The following is a 16,119-nucleotide window of genomic DNA, read 5'->3' as shown; positions in this document are numbered from 1 at the left end:
TCACGGTAGGGGTTCCAGCGCGTCCGGACCCGCCCAGAACTGCGCGAATCCCGGGTGCAGTGGCAGGTCCGACACCTGCTCGACGGGCGTCCAGCGCAGCTCGGTGGCCTCGCCGTCGGTGGGCTCGAGCGCCGGCGGGACGTCGGTCTCCAGCCGGGCGTGGACGGTGACGTAGGACCATCCGCCGTGGTCGTCGACGGTGTCGCCGGTCAGCCGCACGCGGGCGGGGTCGATGCCGGTCTCCTCGACGGCCTCCCGCAGCGCCGCGTCCCGCGCCGTCTCGCCGCTGTCGCGCGCGCCGCCGGGGATGCCCCACGTGCCGCCGTGATGGCTCCACCACACCCGGTGCGCGAGCAGCACGCAGTCGGCGTGTCCGCGGTGGCCCGCGTGCCGCAGCAGCAGCCCCGCGGCACCGAACCGGCCCCAGTGCCGGTGCCCGGCGTCGCAGACCACCCAGCCGTCACCGTCACCGCCCACGCAATCACGGTAGGCCGCCGACGGTTCCCGCGCCGGGCAGGTGGGAAGCTCGCAGCATGAGCGAGGTGCCCCCGTTCGGGGCGGAGGAGGAACTGCTCCTGGTCGACCCCGGGAGCGGCGCGCCACGGGGCTGGTCGGGCGCGGTACGTGATGCGGCCGACGGCTCGCTCGACGGCGAGATGCGCACCGAGCAGGTCGAGACCGCGACCGCACCCCACACCAAGACCGACGACCTCGCCGCGGACCTGCACCGACGGCGGATCGAGGCCCGCGAGGCCGCCGCGGCGCAGGGCGTCGACGTGGCCGGCCTCGCGACCTCGCCGTTGGCGGCCGAGGACGGGGGCGGGTCGGGACCGAACCAGGAGGGCCGCTACGGGCGCATCGCCCAGCGCTTCGGCGCGATCGCCACGTCGCAGCTCACGAGCGGGCAGCACGTGCACGTCGAGGTCGGCTCGCCGGAGGAGGGCGTCGGCGTCCTGGACCGGATCGGTCCGTGGCTGCCGGTGATGCGCGCGCTCGCGGCGAACTCGCCCTGCTGGCGGGGCCGGGACACCGACTACGCCAGCTACCGGTCGGTCGTCTGGTCGCGGTGGCCCTCGGCGGGCCCGACGCGGGTGTTCGGCTCGCTCGCGGCCTACGACGAGGCCGTCGCGGCGATGCTCGCGACCGACACGGTGCTCGACGACGCGATGGTCTACTTCGACGCCCGGCTCTCGCGCGAGCTCGGCACCGTCGAGGTGCGGGTGACCGACGTGGCGCTCGAGGTCGAGGACGCGGTGCTCGTGGCCGTCCTCGCCCGGGGGCTCGTCGCCACCGCCGCGCGGGACCACCGTCGCGGGACGCCGGTGCCGAGCACGCCCGTCGAGGCGCTGCGGCTGGCGCACTGGCGTGCCGCGCGGTGGGGCCTGACCGACGCCCTCGTCGACCCGCGCGACGGCCGGACCGCCGCCGCGGGCACGGTGCTCGACGCCCTGCGCGAGCACGTGGCGGACGCCCTGACCGACGCCGGCGACGCCGACCGGGCCGCCGACGGCTGCGCCCGCCTGCTCGCCGACGGCACGGGCTCCGAGCGCCAGCGCGCCGCGGCCCGGCGCGCCGACGGCGACCTCGCTGCCGTGGTCCGGGACGCCCGCGAGCGCTTCCTGCCCTGACTCTCGTGCGTGATCTTCTCACCTATCACCGGGAAGGTCACGCACGTGCGGCGATGCCCCGGGCCATGGCGCCGAAGATCGCGGGTGCGCCCGCCTGGATCGCGCGGCCGTAGAGCACGCCGGGCAGGCCCGAGGCGGCGAAGCGCACCGCCAGGCGCAGGTGCGAGCCGTGGCCGGAGACGTCGGGGTCGACGGCGAGCTCGAGCCACATGCGCCCGGGCTGGCGCAGCTCCGAGCGCAGGAGCAGCGAGGAGCCCGGCTCGACGGCCGCGACGCACCAGCCGTCGACGACGTCGCCGGCCCGCAACGGGCGTCCGTGCGGGCGTCCCCGGTAGGCCCCGACGCCCCCGAGCAGCTGGTCGGTCCAGCCGCGCACCGTCCACGCGCCCAGCGGGACGTACCAGCCGGCGTCTCCCCCGATCCCGTCGACCACCGCCCACAGGGCGTCCGCGTCCGCGGCGCACGGCTCGGTGGTGCTCCAGCGGTACACCGCTCCCCCGGAGCCCTCCGGGTCGGTCGGGCCCGCGAGCGCCGGGTCGTCGACGGGGACGGGCTCGGTGCGGTCGCCGTCGCGCGGGCGACCCAGCGCCGCCCGCACCGCGGCGTCGTAGGTCGTGCGCCCGCCGGGCGGAGCCCCGATCACCACGAGCACGTCGTCCTCGGCGCACACGAGCTCCTGGGCCAGCGACTCGATCAGCGGGGTGACGAGCTGCCGCGAGAGCGGGGTGAGCGCCTCCACCACCCAGCTGGCCAGCGCGGGCGCCCCGGGCGGCACCGGTACGGGGAGCGGGACCGCGGCGCTCTGGGGCAGCCCGGCGAGGCGCAGGTAGCGACGGATGAGCTCGAGGTAGCTCAGGACGTCGGGCCCGCCGACGTCGAAGCGGCGGTTCACCTCCGGCGGCAGGTCCAGGGCCCCGACGAGGTAGTGCAGGACGTCGGCGATCGCGATCGGCTGGGTGCGGTGCGCCAGCCACGGGACGGCCGGCAGGACGGGGACGCGCTCGGCGAGGTAGCGGATCATCTCGAAGCTCGCCGAGCCCGAGCCGACCACGATCGACGCCTCGAGCGCGACGGTCGGGACCGGGCCGGCGAGGAACACGTCGGCCACCTCGGCCCGCGACGTGAGGTGTCGCGACGACGGGCCCGACGGACGCAGCCCGCCCAGGTAGACGATGCGCCGCACGCCCGCGTCCGACGCCGCGGCGACCACCGCCCGGGCTGCGTCACGGTCCTTCTCGGGGAAGTCGGGCTGGTCGAGGGCGTGCGCGAGGTACACGACCGCGTCGGCACCCGCCACGAGGGCGGCGATCGCGGACGGGTCGGCGAGGTCGCCGGGGACGACGTCCACACGGGCGGCCCATCCCGTCGCCGCGAGCTTGTGCGGGCTCCGGACCAGGGCGGCGACCTCGTGGCCGCCGTCGAGCAGCCGGGCCACCAGCCGGACCCCGACGTAGCCCGTGCCCCCGATCACCGCGCAGCGCATGCAGCCCATGATCTCGGCGCGCGCACCCCGGGGGCACCCCCGGGTCGGGTCAGCTGACGGTGGGCTTGCCCGGGCGGTCGGCGCGGCGCTGGTCGACGAACAGGCCGCCGCCGCGGCGGGCCACGAGCACCAGCTGCCACAGCGCGAACGCGAGCAGGACCGCGCCGATGATCGACGCCCCGAGCACCAGGGCGACGATGCCCGCCGTGGCCGCGATCCAGATGACGGTGTCGCGCGCCGTGCGCCGTGCGCGCATGACGTCCTCCTCTGATCCGGGACCGGACCCCCACGATCGTGCGTCGCCCGATCGTGGCCGGCGACGCGGCCAGTGTGGCCCGTCCGGGCCCGGATCGCAGCCGAGCGTGCCCGGCGGGAGGCCCGGCCACCCGATCGTCCGAACACCATCGGCGCAGCGTGAGCAGCACCTGTGACGAGTAACACACGGTTGCGACCGGGTGGTGTGGATCCAATGCGTTTGCCCGACGCGCTGTACGGCTAGATCATGGTGTTCGGCTGACGCGGTGCCCCCGCACGCCCGGGGACCCGCTCCGCGACGACACGTCGTCGCGGGTCGAGGGAACCGGTACGGGGACCCCGACGTCATACCGAGTACATCGAGTGCTCCGGTCCCCGGAGACGTCGGCCCCCCGCGGGTCGCCGTCGAGGACCGTCACGCAGGACCTCCGGATACGTACCGACGCCCGGCGCACGACCGTGCCGCAGGGTCCGTCGCCGGGTGCGCATGCGCCCGGTGCCGGACCGCGGCGCCTGGCCGCCCGGCGCGGACAGCACCGACCGACAGCTTCGACCACCACGAGCGAGATTGGATGAGCAGGATCATGGACTGGGAGCTCGCGGCTTGCCGCGACCACGACCCCGAACTCTTCTTCCCCCTGACCGCCCACGGTCCCGGCTCGGCCCAGCTGGCCGAGGCGAAGGCCGTGTGCGGCGGTTGCCCGCTCCAGCGGGGCTGCCTCCAGTGGGCGATGGACACCGGCCAGGAGGCCGGCGTCTGGGGCGGCACCTCCGAGGACGAGCGCCGCGCGATGCGTCGCGGGGCCCGGATCGGCAGCTCCGCCCGCGCCGCCTGAGGCGGGCACACCACACACACGAAAGGGCCCGTCCCCCGAGGGGGACGGGCCCTTCGTCGTGCGTGGGGTCGCCCGTCAGCGCCCGGTGACCTTGCGGGCCGCGAACTGCAGCACCTGACCCCCGGTGGAGATCACGGCGCCGGCCACACTGAAGCCGGTCTTGACGGCGATCGCGGCGGCGTTGCCGACGATGCGCACCGGGTTGTAGCCCGGCGCGTTGTCGCGCACCTGGTCCGCGGCCTGGCGGACGTTGCGGTCCACCTGCTGGGCCGCGGCCTCGCTCGCGCGCCCGACGCGCTGCGCGGCGGCGTCGCCGGCCCCGTCGAGCTCCGAGGCGATGCCCGAGGAGACGGTGTCGGCGCGGTCGCCGGCCTTCGCCACCTTCTCGCCCGCCTCGTCGGCGCGGACCTTGGCCTCCGAGCCGGCGTGCTGCGCGACCCGGGTGGCGTCCTTCGCGACGCGCTCGCCGGCGCGCGAGGTCGTGGTGGCGACCTGGTCGCCGGTGACCTGCGCGACGGTGGCGGCGTCCTTGGCGGCCGCGGACACCGACTTGTCGCCGTCCGCGGCCTTCTTGGCCTCGTCCGCCAAGCCCGACGCGCCGGCCTCGGCCTGAGCCGCGGCCTTCTTGCCCGAGGCCTGGACGCGGTCGGCGTCCTTCTGCGCGGTCGCCTTCGCGTCCGCGCCGACCTTCTTGGCGCTGCTGGAAGCCTTGTCCGAGGCGGACTCGGCCTTGGCGCGCGCGCCCTCGGCGGTGGCCTTGGTGGTGGCCTTGGCGGCCTCGGCGGTGGTGTTGTCCTCGCCGGAGGCGACGTTGTGGGTGTCGCGCACCTTGCCGTCCGTGCCGTGCACGACGACCTTGCCGCCGCCGTCCTTCGACACGATCTCGGTGGCGCGGTCGACGGCCTCGGCCTGCGTGGCCGCCTTGGCGCTGGCTCGCTGGGCGCCCTTCTTCTGCACCTGCCAGCCGTCCTCGGTGGGAACGACGTACCGGTCGGCCATGACGGTCTCAACTCCTGTCTGACGGCTTCTTCAAGCGTCTTGTTTCCCAGGCCGCGACCTGCACAAACGCGCCGGAAGCCGAGCTTGTTATCACCCGTTCAGCGCAGCCGCCGCACGGTCCTGCAGCTCGACGTACCGCCGGGTGGCCTCGTCCCGGACCTCCTCGAGGCGGGCGATCCACGACTCCTGGGGCGATCCCTCGGGTACGAGCACCGGACCGTACCGGCGCACCAGCCCGGGTCCCACCACCGAGGCCGCGGTGGCGACCGTGGCCGATCCGGCGGCCTGCGCCCAGGCGACCGGGCCGAGCGGCGTGCACCCGAAGAACTGGCTGATGCCGGGGGTCTGGACGACCGCGAACAGGGCGCCCGCCGAGACGACGCCGGCGCCGATCACCAGCGGGCTGCGACCGCCGCCGGCGACGACGGTCTGGCCGAGCTGGGTGCCGACGAGCGCCGTGAGCGCCACGGTGCGCGAGCGGGCCGGGCTGCCGTACGGGGTGGTCTGGGCCGCCAGCCACCCGAGGCTCGCGCCGCCCGCGGTGGCCATGGCCCGCAGCCCGATCTCGCGGTTGAGGGCCTCGCCCAGCGACGCGTCCGGGCCCTCGGCCAGCAGCGCGGCCGCCGACCCGGGCTCGGGCGCGCGCACCGCGAGCGCCAGCGAGGGCACCAGGTCGGTGAGCAGGTTGACCAGCAGCAGCTGGCGGGCGTTGAGCGGCGACGTGCCCGTCGTGCTCGCCCCGAGCACCGTGAACGCGATCTCGCCGAGATTGCCGCCGACGAGCACGCCCAGCGCCTCGCGCACCGACGCCCACATGGCCCGGCCCTCGACCAGCGCCGCGAGGATCGTCTCCAGCCGGTCGTCGGTGATGACGAGGTCCGCCGCGGCGCGGGCGGCGGGCGTGCCGCGACGACCCAGCGCGATGCCCACGTCGGCCAGCCGGATCGCCGGCGCGTCGTTGGCGCCGTCGCCCGTCATCGCCACCGTGCGCCCGAGGCGCTGGAACGCCTGCACCGCGCGCACCTTGTGCGACGGCGTGCCGCGCGCGATGACACGGACACGCGGGATGAGCGCGTCGAGCGCGTCGTCGTCGAGGGCGTCGAGCTCGGTGCCGGTGACGACGATGCCGCCGTTGTCGTTCCCCGTCGCTCCGCTCGCCCGGCCGAGGACGTCGAGCTCCTCCGCGACGGCCTCGGCGGTGCTCGGGTGGTCCCCGGTGATCATGACGACCTGGACACCGGCGTCGCGCAGGTCGCGCACGGTGGCCTGCGAGCCGGCGCGCACCGGGTCGGTGAAGCCGACGAACCCGGTGAACTCGAGGTCGGCGACGTCGGCGTCGTCGAGGGTGTTGTCGTCGGCGCCGTCGGTGTCGCGGTCCGCCGCACGGGCCGCGTGCTGCTCGGCGGTGAGCACCCGCTCCGCCACCGCGAGCACACGCATGCCCTGCCCCGCGAGCAGCTCGGTGTGCTCGAGGAGGCGCTGGCGGGCCTCGTCGTCGAGCGGGGTGCCCGCCCAGCTGGTGGCGCGGGCGATGACCACCTCGGGCGCGCCCTTGACCGAGATCAGGCGGAACGGACCCCCGTCCTCCTGCGGGTCGTCGACCTCACCGAGCGTCGCGTGGTACCCGCGGGAGGGGTCGAAGTCGAGGGAGGCCACCGGCCACCAGCCCGGCCGCTTGTGGGCCGGGTCGACGTCGAACTGCTGGCCGCCGTAGACCACCGCGCGGTCGGTGAGGTGGGCGAGGCGCTCCCCCGGCGCCGGGCGCGGGGTGGCGCGTAGCGCGGCCGCGAGTACCCGGCGCTGGCGCTTGCGCAGGCGGTCGGTGGGTCGCAGCTTGACGCCGTCCGAGATCGCCGAGAGCGCGAGGCGTCCCTCGGTGAGGGTGCCGGTCTTGTCGAAGCACAGGACGTCGGTGCGCCCGACGGCCTCGATCGTCTTGGGGTTGCGCACCAGGGCGCCCTCGGCCGAGAGGCGCCGGGCCGACGCGAGCTGGGCCGCCGAGACGACGAACGGGAGGCCCTCGGGGACGCTGGCGACGGCCAGACCGACCCCGGAGTGCAGGTTCTGCTGGAACGGCAGGCCGCGCACCGCGCCCGCGAGGACCACGGCGCCGGCCGATGCGATCGCCAGCGGCGTGGTGACGCTCGTGAGGCCGGCGAGACGCTCGTCGACGCCGGCGACCGGGGCGGCCGCCCTCGCCGCGGCGGTGGACCGGCCGACCTCGGTGCTCGACCCGGTGGCGACGACGACCGCGCGCCCGCGGCCGGTGGCCACGGTCGAGCCTTCGTAGAGCATCGAGCGGCGGTCGGCGACGGTGCGGGCGATGACCGGCAGGGGCGACTTCGGCACCGGCAGGGACTCGCCGGTCAACGACGACTCGTCGATCTCGAGCCCGTCGGAGTCGAGCACGCGGCAGTCGGCGGGCACGACGTCGTCGGGCCCGAGGTCGATGATGTCGCCGACGACGACCTCGTCGGCGCCGACGCCGCGCGAGGTCCCGTCGCGGACGACCCGGGCGCGGATCGACGACCGCTCGAGCAGCCCGGCCACGGCGCGGTCGGTGGCGACGCGCTGCACGCCGCCGATCAGCGCGGAGAACGCGGTGACGCCGACGACGATGGCGGCGTCGACCACGGCGCCGATGGCCGCCGAGAGCACCGCGCCGCCGGCGAGCACCGGGGTGAGCGGGTTGTTGAGCTCGTCGAGGAACGCGCGGCCCAGCGAGGTCTCGGTCTCGGCCGCGGCGGGGTCGTCGCGCTGGCGGCGGTGCGCCTCGGCGGAGGTCAGGCCGCTCCCGGTGACGTCGAGGCGGGCGAGCACGGTGCTCGTCGGCATGACGTGCCAGGGCGTGCGGCTCACGCCCGGCACGACGACGCGGCGCCCCAGCTCCGTCGCCGACCAGGCGCCGTTGCCGAGCGACACCGCGGCGGCGCCGTTGACGGCGAGCCCCGCCAGCCCCGGGCCGCGCGGGGCGGTGCCGGCCGTCGCCATGATCGTGCCGAGCACCGTGCCGGCGCGGGCGAGGTTGACCGAGCGCGAGGACACGCCGCGCGCGACCTTGACGCCCTCGATGAGCAGCGCGGCGGTGCCGAGGTCGTCGCCGACGAGCACGTGGGCGCCCCAGGGGGCGACGCCGTCGGCACGCGAGACGCCGATACCGAGGTCGGCCGCGGCGAGGGCCTGGCGGTCGCGGGAGACGACGAGGACGCCCGACCCGGCGGCCTGCAGCGCGCGCACGGAGCTCCGGAGGGCCTCGCCCCCGGGCACCGCGCGGTCGGCGACGCCGGGGCCGGTGCCCTCGCTGTCGCCGAGCACGAGGGTCAGCCCGGCGCGGCGCGCGGAGGCGGCGAGCGCCTCGGCGGCGGACGCCGGCTCGGGCAGCACGCCGACGACGGCGGTCAGCCGGTCGTTGCGGCGCAGGCCCAGGACGTGGGTGGCGCCGTCGGCACGCAGGGCCTCGCCCGCCTCGACCGCCCGCGGGTCGTCGCCGCCGGGGATGTCGTCGAGGCCGGTGAGCAGCCAGTGCTCGCCGTCCGCGCTCAGACGGCGCGGCGCGGCGGCGTCCTCGGGGTCGAACAGCTCGTGCACGCGCGGCACGAGCTCGTCGAGGGCGTCAGCCGTGCCGTCGGCTCCCGGCAGGGCGAGCAGGTCGCCGAGCATGAGCACACCGGTGGTCAGTGCCTCGGCGTCGAGCACGACGGTGTCGAGGCGGTCCATGCGGCGCAGCGCGCTCGGCTCCACCACGACGGCGCCGCGGCGGGCGAGCACCCGGCCGAACGTGGTGGCGAAGCCCTCGCGGCCGAGACGCCCGGCCTTCGGCAGCGTCGAGAGCGCGACGCCGGCGCCCTTGCGCAGGGTGGCGGTGACCGCGGAGGCCCCCGCGAACCCGGCGAGGGCGGCGGCGCCGACCACGTCGCCGTGGCGCTCGATCGGACCGAGGGGCAGCGGGACGGGGCGGGGCTCGGCGAGGGCGTCGTCGGCGGGGGCCGCCGCGCACTCGGCGCTGGAGAGCAGCCGCGGCTCGGCGTCGGTCCAGGTCTGCTGACGTGCGCGGGCCTCGGCCACCTGCATCGCCCGGTAGGCGGCGTCGACCAGCAGGCCGGCGTGGCCCTGGCCGAGGGCCTGCGCGGCGGCGTTGGACAGCGCGAGCAGGACGTCGGCGCGCTCCTGACCCAGCGCGCGCTCCACGGCCTCGCGCAGGCGGGGCTGGTGGTCGACGAAGGTGGCCGCGGAGGCGAGCTCGGTGGGCAGCGGGGTGCGCCGCAGGATGCTGCCGAGGGCGGCGACGCCCAGGCCGGCGATGTCGGCGGCCAGGATCGTGAACGCCTGCTGCGCGGCGTTCATCAGCGGCGCGGTCGCGACGTCGACCGCGTCCCCGCCCTCGCGCTCCTCGAGGATCTCGACGAGGTCGATCAGGTCGTCGACGGTCTCGTCGTCGGGCAGACCGACGGGGCCCTCACCCTCGTCGGCGAGGCCGACCACGACCGCACCGAGCGCGGCGTTCACGGCCGCCCAGGCCACCTGCGGGTGCGCCGCGAGCGCCTTCTCGACCGCGCGCGCCAGCTCCTCCCCCGACTCGCGCACGACGGCGGGCACACCGATCTGCACGCGACCGGCTCCGCGCCACACACGGCGTCCGCGGTGGCGGAACGGGTCGACGCGGTCGAGCACGCCGCCGGCGACCCCGAACGGGTCGACCACGCGGGCCAGCAGGCCGCGGGACGGACGGGGCGCGGGGAGGGAAGCCATGAGGGTGGCTGACGTCCTCTCGTCGAGGGGGCGAGCGGGTCGGCGCCCGTGGTGTCGAGGGCCTCGCGACGTCTCCGCCGGGGCACACGCTCGGCCCAGCGCCGACACCGGCGGCGACCAGCTTACGGGCGACCCAGAGCAGGAGGCCCCATCGCACGCGTCCCGGACGTGGCGGTCGGGTGAACGTCGCCCCGATCGGGTGCCCGTCCCCTGCCGACGGGGGCGCCGATCCCGGTGTCGTCGCCTGCGCCACCCGGTCGACCGGGGCCGCCCGGTCCCGTCGCCCGGGACGCCAGGGCGTGCAGCACCCGGCCGGCCGGCGGCCACGACGCGACGCGCAGCGCGCCGCGGCGCACGCCGGCCACGAGGCGGTTGCCGGGCAGGAAGAAGTGGCGTGACCGGCGGGCCGCGCTGCCCGCCGCGAGCGCCGCGGGCCGGTGGGCCTGCTCCCACTCGGCGAGCCCGGCCTCCGGGTCGTCGGGGTGCGCGGCGAGGTGCGTGCCCAGCGTCTCGCCGCCCACGAGCGCGAGCGCCGAGCCCTGGCCGGAGTAGAGCGTCGGGCACCACGCGGCGTCGCCGACGAGCACGACGCGGCCGCGCCGCCACGACCCGATGCGGATCTGGGCGACGGTGTCGACGTGGGTGGTGCCGGCCTCCTCGACGCCGTCGAGGATCTCCGGCATGAGGCCCGCGAAGTCGCCGTAGACCCGGCGCAGCGCGCCCACCGGGTCGTGGGCCGCGCGGGACGCGGCGTCGGCGCCGTCGACCCCGAGCAGGTCCGCCCGGAAGGTGAAGAAGACGACGGGGTCGTGCTCCGCGACGGCCATGAGGTGCGCGGTGCGACCGACCTCGGCGGGGACGACGTAGTCGCCCTCGCGCAGCTCGCCGGGCAGCCGCGGCAGGATCGCGGAGATCACGACCTGGTCGAACTCGTGGCGGAAGTGCTCGTCGGGGCCGAAGACCATCCCGCGGACCGCCGAACGCACGCCGTCGGCCCCGACGACGAGGTCGAAGCGCTCGCGCGTCGAGCCCTCGGATCCGTCGAGCACGACGTCGACGGTGTCCCGGCGCGGGTCGAGCCGGCGGGGCGCGGTGGCGAAGCGCACCGTCACGTCGTCGGGACGCGCCGCCCAGAGCGCGGCCTCGAGGTCGCCGCGCACCAGCGCCAGCGCGCGCGGGTCGTCCGCCAGCGACGCCTCGACCCGGGAGACGGTGCGCCCGCGGCCGTCGACCCCGGTGATGATCCCGTCGGCGGGCAGCCGGGTGCGCAGCCCGCCGGAGACACCGAGGCGGTCCGCGGCGGCGAGACCCTCGGGCGCGAGCCGCACGAAGTACCCGCCGGTGCGCCGGGCGGGAGCGCGCTCGCAGACGTCGACGGTCCAGCCGGCGCGGTCCAGCGAGGCGGCGGCGGCGAGCCCCGCGACGCCGGCGCCGACCACGAGCGCCCGTGGCGGTCCGTCACGCCCGGTGCGCTCCACGATCTCCACAGTAGGCGTCGCCGGACGGCCGGACCCGTCGGCGGTCGCGTGGCCCCGCTCTCACCACGGCCGGACAGCACGCGGCCCCGCCACCCGCGGGGGGTGACGGGGCCGGGAGGAGCTCAGCTGCGTGCCGGCTCGCTGCGCCGGAAGTGCGCGCACTCGCACTGGGCGCAGTGGTCGCCGAGGTAGTAGTGCTCGTGCGACTCGCGCGGGTGCCGACAGCTGCAGAGGTCCACGAGCGGGACCCGGGCCAGGGACGGCGGGATGGGGGCGCGGAGGAAGGGACGGTGTGACCGACGGTGGTCGATGAGCTTCATGTGGAGGAGGTCCGTTGAGGTGGAGGGGTCGGCAGGGGCGGTCGAAGAGCGGTCGTGGGCACTTCGGGCCCGCGCGCACGGTGGGTACGCGCGGACGGCACGGGGCGGGCCGTGATCCCGCCCCGGGCCGCGACGAGCTCAGCCCGGACCCGTGACAGTTCGCGTCGGGCCCGATCGAGCTCGTCGTGGGCCTGATCCCGCTCGCGCGTGACCAGGGCCACCTCGTCCTGCAGCGACACGACCATCGCAGCCGCGGTGAGGGTCAGCCCCTCGTCGAAGAGCTCGCGGATCCGGGCGGCGAGGGCCAGCTGCCGACGCGACCAGCGCCGGTGTCCGCCGGCGGAACGATCCGGGCGGACCATGCGACCCGCGTCCAGACTCCGGAGGAACGCCTGCCTCACACCCAGGAGCTCCGCTGCCTGACCGGTGGTCAGAGCGGGGGTCTCCTCGTCGTCGAGGCTCTCGGCGCCCACGGCTTCCGTCGCGTCCTCAAGGTCGTGCACTACGTCCGTCCGCACCGCAGTACGCAGGGCGGACGTCCCGAAGTTCTACTCGGCACTGCAATTTCTGTCAACGCTCCGGGACGCGCGAGCAGGGCATGTCACCCGGAGGGAGTGGTCCGCCGGCGACGGTCGGACGACGGGGTGCCCACGATCACCCGAATTCGTGGAGTCGGTATGTCGATGTGGCCCGATCCGGGTATGCGTGGTGGAAGGATGGGACTCGGTGTCGAGTAGGGGGGGTGGAGGATGGACCAGTCGGATCCGTCCATGCCTCCGCCCGTGCCGACGTCGGCTCCGGGCCCGCTGCCCGAGCGTCTCGGGCAACGCTTCACCCTCGGTGAGCTGATCGGCCGGGGCACCTGCTCCGAGGTCTACCGAGCCCACGATCTCCTCCTCGACCGAGACGCCGCCGTCAAGATCTTTCCGGTGGCCGACGACCCGCGCATCGAGCGCGAGGTCTCGCTCACCGCGTCGATGGACCACCCGAACCTCGTGCCCGTCTACGACGTCGGCGGCGTCAACGGCCGGGCGTTCGTGGTGATGGCGCTGCTCGAGGGCGGCAACCTGGCCGACCGGCTCGCCGACGGCCCGCTCCCGGTCGCCGAGACGCTGCTGGCGGTGGCAGCGGTGGCCGACGCGCTCGGTCACGTGCACCGGGCGGGCGTCCTGCATCGCGACGTGACCCCCCGCAACGTCCTCTTCGACAGCGACGGGCGGGCGCACCTGTCCGACTTCGGTGTCGCCTTCGTCGCCGACGCCCCGCGCATCACCGACACCGGCATCGTCGTCGGCTCGGCGCCCTACCTCGCCCCCGAGCAGGTCCGCGGGGAGACCGTCGGCCCGCCCGCCGACGTCTACGCCCTGGGCCTCGTGATGATCGAGGCGCTCACGGGACGCCCGGCGTACGAGGGCGCTCCCCTGGCCGCCGCCCGCGAGCGCCTGGAGCGCCGTCCCGAGGTCCCCGAGGGCCTCGACTTCGAGATCGTGACGCTCCTCGAGGCGATGACCGCGGACGATCCGGCCCACCGCCCGCCCGCCGAGAACGTGTGCATCGGCCTGCGCCGGGCCGCGCTCGCCGCGGAGACGCTCCCCGCCAACGGCGCGCCCCTGCCGTTCGCCGGGCTCGGTCTGTCCGGCCTCGTCCCCGCCACGACCGACACGTCCGCCACCACGGACACCTTCGCGACGGCGGGCGCCGCGGCCCCGCACGAAACCCCGGGCCGCGAGCCCCGCCCCGTGCTCGCCCGGTCCGGTGGTCTTGTCGTCGCCGCCTCGGTGGCCGCGGCCGTCCTGCTCGCCGGCGGCGTCGTCGTGGCCTCGGCCTGGACCGTCGACGGCGTCGCCGCGTCCGGCGCGCCGGCGGCCACCCTGGCCCCGCCGACCGCGGAGATCGTGGCCGACCCCGGCCCTGGGTCGCTGGTCGGCCGCGGGTCGGGTGGGTCCGAGGTGCGTGACGAGAGCCGGGGCTCCCGCGGCGAGGACGAGCCGGTGACGGTGCGCCGCGGCTCGAGCGCGTCGCAGCGCGCCGCCGCGACCACCTCGACCGACGGAGGCGCGGAGTCCTCCGCGCCCCGCCGGTCCACGTCGGCCGCGCCCACCACGGAGACCTCCCCCGAGCCGACCCGGGAGACGACCCCGGAGACGCCGTCGTCGGAGCCGAGCGAGAGCACCGAGCCGTCGCCGCCGTCGCTCGCTCCCGGTCTGCCGCTGCCGTCGGTGTCGCTCGCCCTCCCCACAGGGACGTCGTCGACCACCGGCCCGGCGCCCTCGTCGAGCAGCACGTCGAGCAGCACCTCGTCGAACAGCACCACGTCGAACAGCACCACGTCGAATGCAGCGCCGTCGTCGACCACCGGCGTCGACGCGACGAGCAGCAACCTGGCGTCCGGCAACCTGGCGTCCGGCAACCTGGGGTCTGGCAACCGGGCGCCCGGCAACCCGACGTCCCGAACCGGGGCGAGCAGCGACGGGCCGTCGAGCACCACCACGAGCCCGACGGCGCCCAAGCGCGCGGCCGCCCGCACCGACCCGGCGGTCGAGGCACTCGGCGGGGTGCTCGGCAGCCGCTGACTGACCCCCTCCGACCGACCTTCAACGCAGCGAGGCCAGCGACCGGAACTCGAGGCGTCGCAGCACCCGGTCGGCCACCTCGGGGTTGACGCCCGGCTCGCGGCGGGCGGCGAGCACCTGGCGGCGAGCGCAGCAGGTCATGCGGCCGGACCCTGCCAGAGCGCCGGCGGACCGACGCGGCATGCTGATCCCCATGGCGGGATTCCGGGACCTCGTGGGGCGGGCGCTGCAGGCCGGGCTGGACCTGCTGAACAAGCAGACGGACGGCCAGAACCGGCAGCAGGGCCGGGAGCAGGGCCGGGAGCAGGGCCGGCCGGGACCGTCGCCCGCGAGCGGTGTGCGGACCGCACCGGCGAACGAGCAGGCCGGTGCGATCGCGTACCAGCCCGACCTCGACGGTGCCGCCGATCCGGGCGAGGTCGTGTGGACCTGGGTGCCCTACGAGGAGGACGCCTCGCAGGGCAAGGACCGTCCCGTGCTCGTCGTCGCCCGCGCTCAGGGCGGCGACCTGCTCGGCCTGATGCTCTCGAGCCAGGACCACCGCCGCGACGACGCGCACTGGCTGAGCGTCGGGTCGGGACCGTGGGACCGCGAGGGCCGCGAGTCCTTCGTCCGCCTCGACCGCGTCCTGGAGATCCCGGAGGACGGCATCCGGCGCGAGGGCGCGATCATGCCCGCCCGGGCGTTCGAGCACGTGGCGGACGAGCTGCGCAGCGGCTACGGCTGGCGCTGACTCCGCGACGAACAGCTACCCTCCAGCCACCGACCCGGCGACCTCTCCGGGTTTCGTTCGTCCTCCGTCACCGCGTCGCGGCTGCTCGGCCGGGCCCGAGGGTGTAAGGAGTGCCCGTGCCGATCGAGCCCGCGTCCGTCTCGCCCTCCGTGTCCTGCGGAGCCTGCGGCGAGCCCACCACCGGAGAGGACGCGCGCTGCGAGGCCTGCGGGCGCCGTCCCGCCGGCGTCGAGCACGCCGAGGACGTCCTCGAGAGCCCCGAGGCGGGGACCGCCGCCCTGATCGTGCTGGGGGCCGGCGTCACCGACCGCGGACACCGCCGCCGGCGCAACGAGGACGCGTTCGACCTGGTCCGCGTGGCCACCGACGCCGGCGACGTGGTCGTCGCCGTGGTGTGCGACGGGGTCGCCTCCGTGCCCGGCGGGGCCACGGCCTCGCGCGCGGCCTGCGACGTGGCCGTGGCTGCCGGCCGGGAGGCGCTGGCCGGCGGGCAGGACCTCGACGAGGCCGCCGCGACCACGGCCGACGCCGCGCGCCGGGCCGTCGCGGCGCTCGCGCCGGGCGCCGGGCAGGCCCCGGCGTGCACCTACGTCGCGGCCGTGCTCGACACCGAACGCGCGGTGGTGAGCTGGGTCGGCGACAGCCGTGCCTACTGGCTCTGCCCCGCGACGCCCGAGGACTCGGCGGTGCTCACCGAGGACGACTCGTGGGCCGCCGAGATGGTGGCCGCCGGCGTCGTCGGCGCCCAGGACGCCCTGTCGGACCCGCGCGCGCACGTCATCACCCGCTGGCTCGCCGCCGACGCCCCGGACGTTGTCGCCCGCCACCGCAGCTGGGTGCTCGACGACACCGGTGTCCTGCTGCTGTGCAGCGACGGGGTGTGGAACCACCTGCCCGACCCCGCCGTCCTCGCCGCGGCCCTGCCGTCGGCGTCGACGCCCACCGACGCGGACGGCGTGCACGCGGGCGCGCTGGCCCTCGTCGACGCGGCCCTCGACGACGGTGGGCACGACAACGCCACCGCCGTCCTGCTCACGGTCGGCCCGGCCCCCGGCACCTGAGCGG

13 protein-coding genes are annotated in these 16,119 nt (G+C 76.4%); 5 read left to right on the top strand and 8 right to left on the bottom strand.

Going from position 1 to position 16,119, the window contains the following annotated elements:
* The gene (locus PH189_RS06370) at positions 1–477 is read right to left on the bottom strand and encodes an NUDIX hydrolase (protein WP_274187916.1); all 477 of its coding nucleotides are present in this window, start codon (positions 475–477) and stop codon (positions 1–3) included.
* Positions 478–533: 56 nt separating this feature from the next.
* Between PH189_RS06370 and PH189_RS06365 the strand changes: the two genes are divergently transcribed.
* Positions 534–1,628 (top strand): carboxylate-amine ligase, encoded by a 1,095-nt coding sequence (locus PH189_RS06365; RefSeq protein WP_274187915.1) that lies wholly within the window; start codon positions 534–536, stop codon positions 1,626–1,628.
* Between the two features lie 37 nt (positions 1,629–1,665).
* Here PH189_RS06365 and PH189_RS06360 read toward each other — a convergent pair whose 3' ends face one another.
* Positions 1,666–3,111 (bottom strand): DUF2867 domain-containing protein, encoded by a 1,446-nt coding sequence (locus PH189_RS06360; protein ID WP_274187914.1) that lies wholly within the window; start codon positions 3,109–3,111, stop codon positions 1,666–1,668.
* A gap of 49 nt (positions 3,112–3,160) precedes the next feature.
* The gene (locus tag PH189_RS06355; RefSeq protein ID WP_274187913.1) at positions 3,161–3,367 is read right to left on the bottom strand and encodes a hypothetical protein; all 207 of its coding nucleotides are present in this window, start codon (positions 3,365–3,367) and stop codon (positions 3,161–3,163) included.
* A gap of 583 nt (positions 3,368–3,950) precedes the next feature.
* On the opposite strand from PH189_RS06355, the gene PH189_RS06350 reads away from it, so the two are divergent.
* Positions 3,951–4,202, top strand: coding sequence for a WhiB family transcriptional regulator (locus PH189_RS06350; protein WP_274188014.1), 252 nt, complete (start codon positions 3,951–3,953; stop codon positions 4,200–4,202).
* A gap of 75 nt (positions 4,203–4,277) precedes the next feature.
* Here the strand turns inward: PH189_RS06350 and PH189_RS06345 are convergent, their stop codons facing one another.
* The 5 genes from PH189_RS06345 to PH189_RS06325 all read right to left on the bottom strand — a co-directional run bounded on the left by PH189_RS06345 (position 4,278) and on the right by PH189_RS06325 (position 12,149).
* A complete protein-coding gene (locus tag PH189_RS06345; protein WP_274187912.1) occupies positions 4,278–5,201 on the bottom strand; it encodes a DUF2188 domain-containing protein in 924 nt (307 codons plus the stop codon).
* Positions 5,202–5,291: 90 nt separating this feature from the next.
* Positions 5,292–9,950, bottom strand: a complete 4,659-nt coding sequence (locus PH189_RS06340; protein WP_274187911.1) for a cation-translocating P-type ATPase — start codon at positions 9,948–9,950, stop codon at positions 5,292–5,294.
* Between the two features lie 122 nt (positions 9,951–10,072).
* A complete protein-coding gene (locus PH189_RS06335; RefSeq protein WP_274187910.1) occupies positions 10,073–11,428 on the bottom strand; it encodes an FAD-dependent monooxygenase in 1,356 nt (451 codons plus the stop codon).
* 122 nt (positions 11,429–11,550) lie between these two features.
* Positions 11,551–11,748, bottom strand: coding sequence for a hypothetical protein (locus PH189_RS06330; protein ID WP_274187909.1), 198 nt, complete (start codon positions 11,746–11,748; stop codon positions 11,551–11,553).
* Positions 11,745–12,149, bottom strand: a complete 405-nt coding sequence (locus tag PH189_RS06325; RefSeq protein WP_378015033.1) for a MerR family transcriptional regulator — start codon at positions 12,147–12,149, stop codon at positions 11,745–11,747. Before PH189_RS06325 ends, PH189_RS06330 begins: the two co-directional genes overlap by 4 nt.
* A gap of 369 nt (positions 12,150–12,518) precedes the next feature.
* Between PH189_RS06325 and PH189_RS06320 the strand changes: the two genes are divergently transcribed.
* The 3 genes from PH189_RS06320 to PH189_RS06310 all read left to right on the top strand — a co-directional run bounded on the left by PH189_RS06320 (position 12,519) and on the right by PH189_RS06310 (position 16,115).
* Positions 12,519–14,321, top strand: a complete 1,803-nt coding sequence (locus tag PH189_RS06320; RefSeq protein WP_274187907.1) for a protein kinase domain-containing protein — start codon at positions 12,519–12,521, stop codon at positions 14,319–14,321.
* Between the two features lie 193 nt (positions 14,322–14,514).
* A complete protein-coding gene (locus PH189_RS06315; protein WP_274187906.1) occupies positions 14,515–15,054 on the top strand; it encodes a type II toxin-antitoxin system PemK/MazF family toxin in 540 nt (179 codons plus the stop codon).
* Between the two features lie 116 nt (positions 15,055–15,170).
* Positions 15,171–16,115: a PP2C family protein-serine/threonine phosphatase gene (locus PH189_RS06310; protein ID WP_274187905.1), complete on the top strand. Its 945-nt coding sequence runs from the start codon at positions 15,171–15,173 to the stop codon at positions 16,113–16,115.
* Positions 16,116–16,119 lie beyond the last annotated feature (4 nt).

Origin of the sequence: Actinomycetospora chibensis (genome assembly GCF_028737215.1) — a bacterium.
Taxonomy (GTDB): domain Bacteria; phylum Actinomycetota; class Actinomycetes; order Mycobacteriales; family Pseudonocardiaceae; genus Actinomycetospora; species Actinomycetospora chibensis.
Note: the sequence above shows the minus strand (reverse complement) of the source record. Positions and strands in the feature narration are given on the sequence as shown.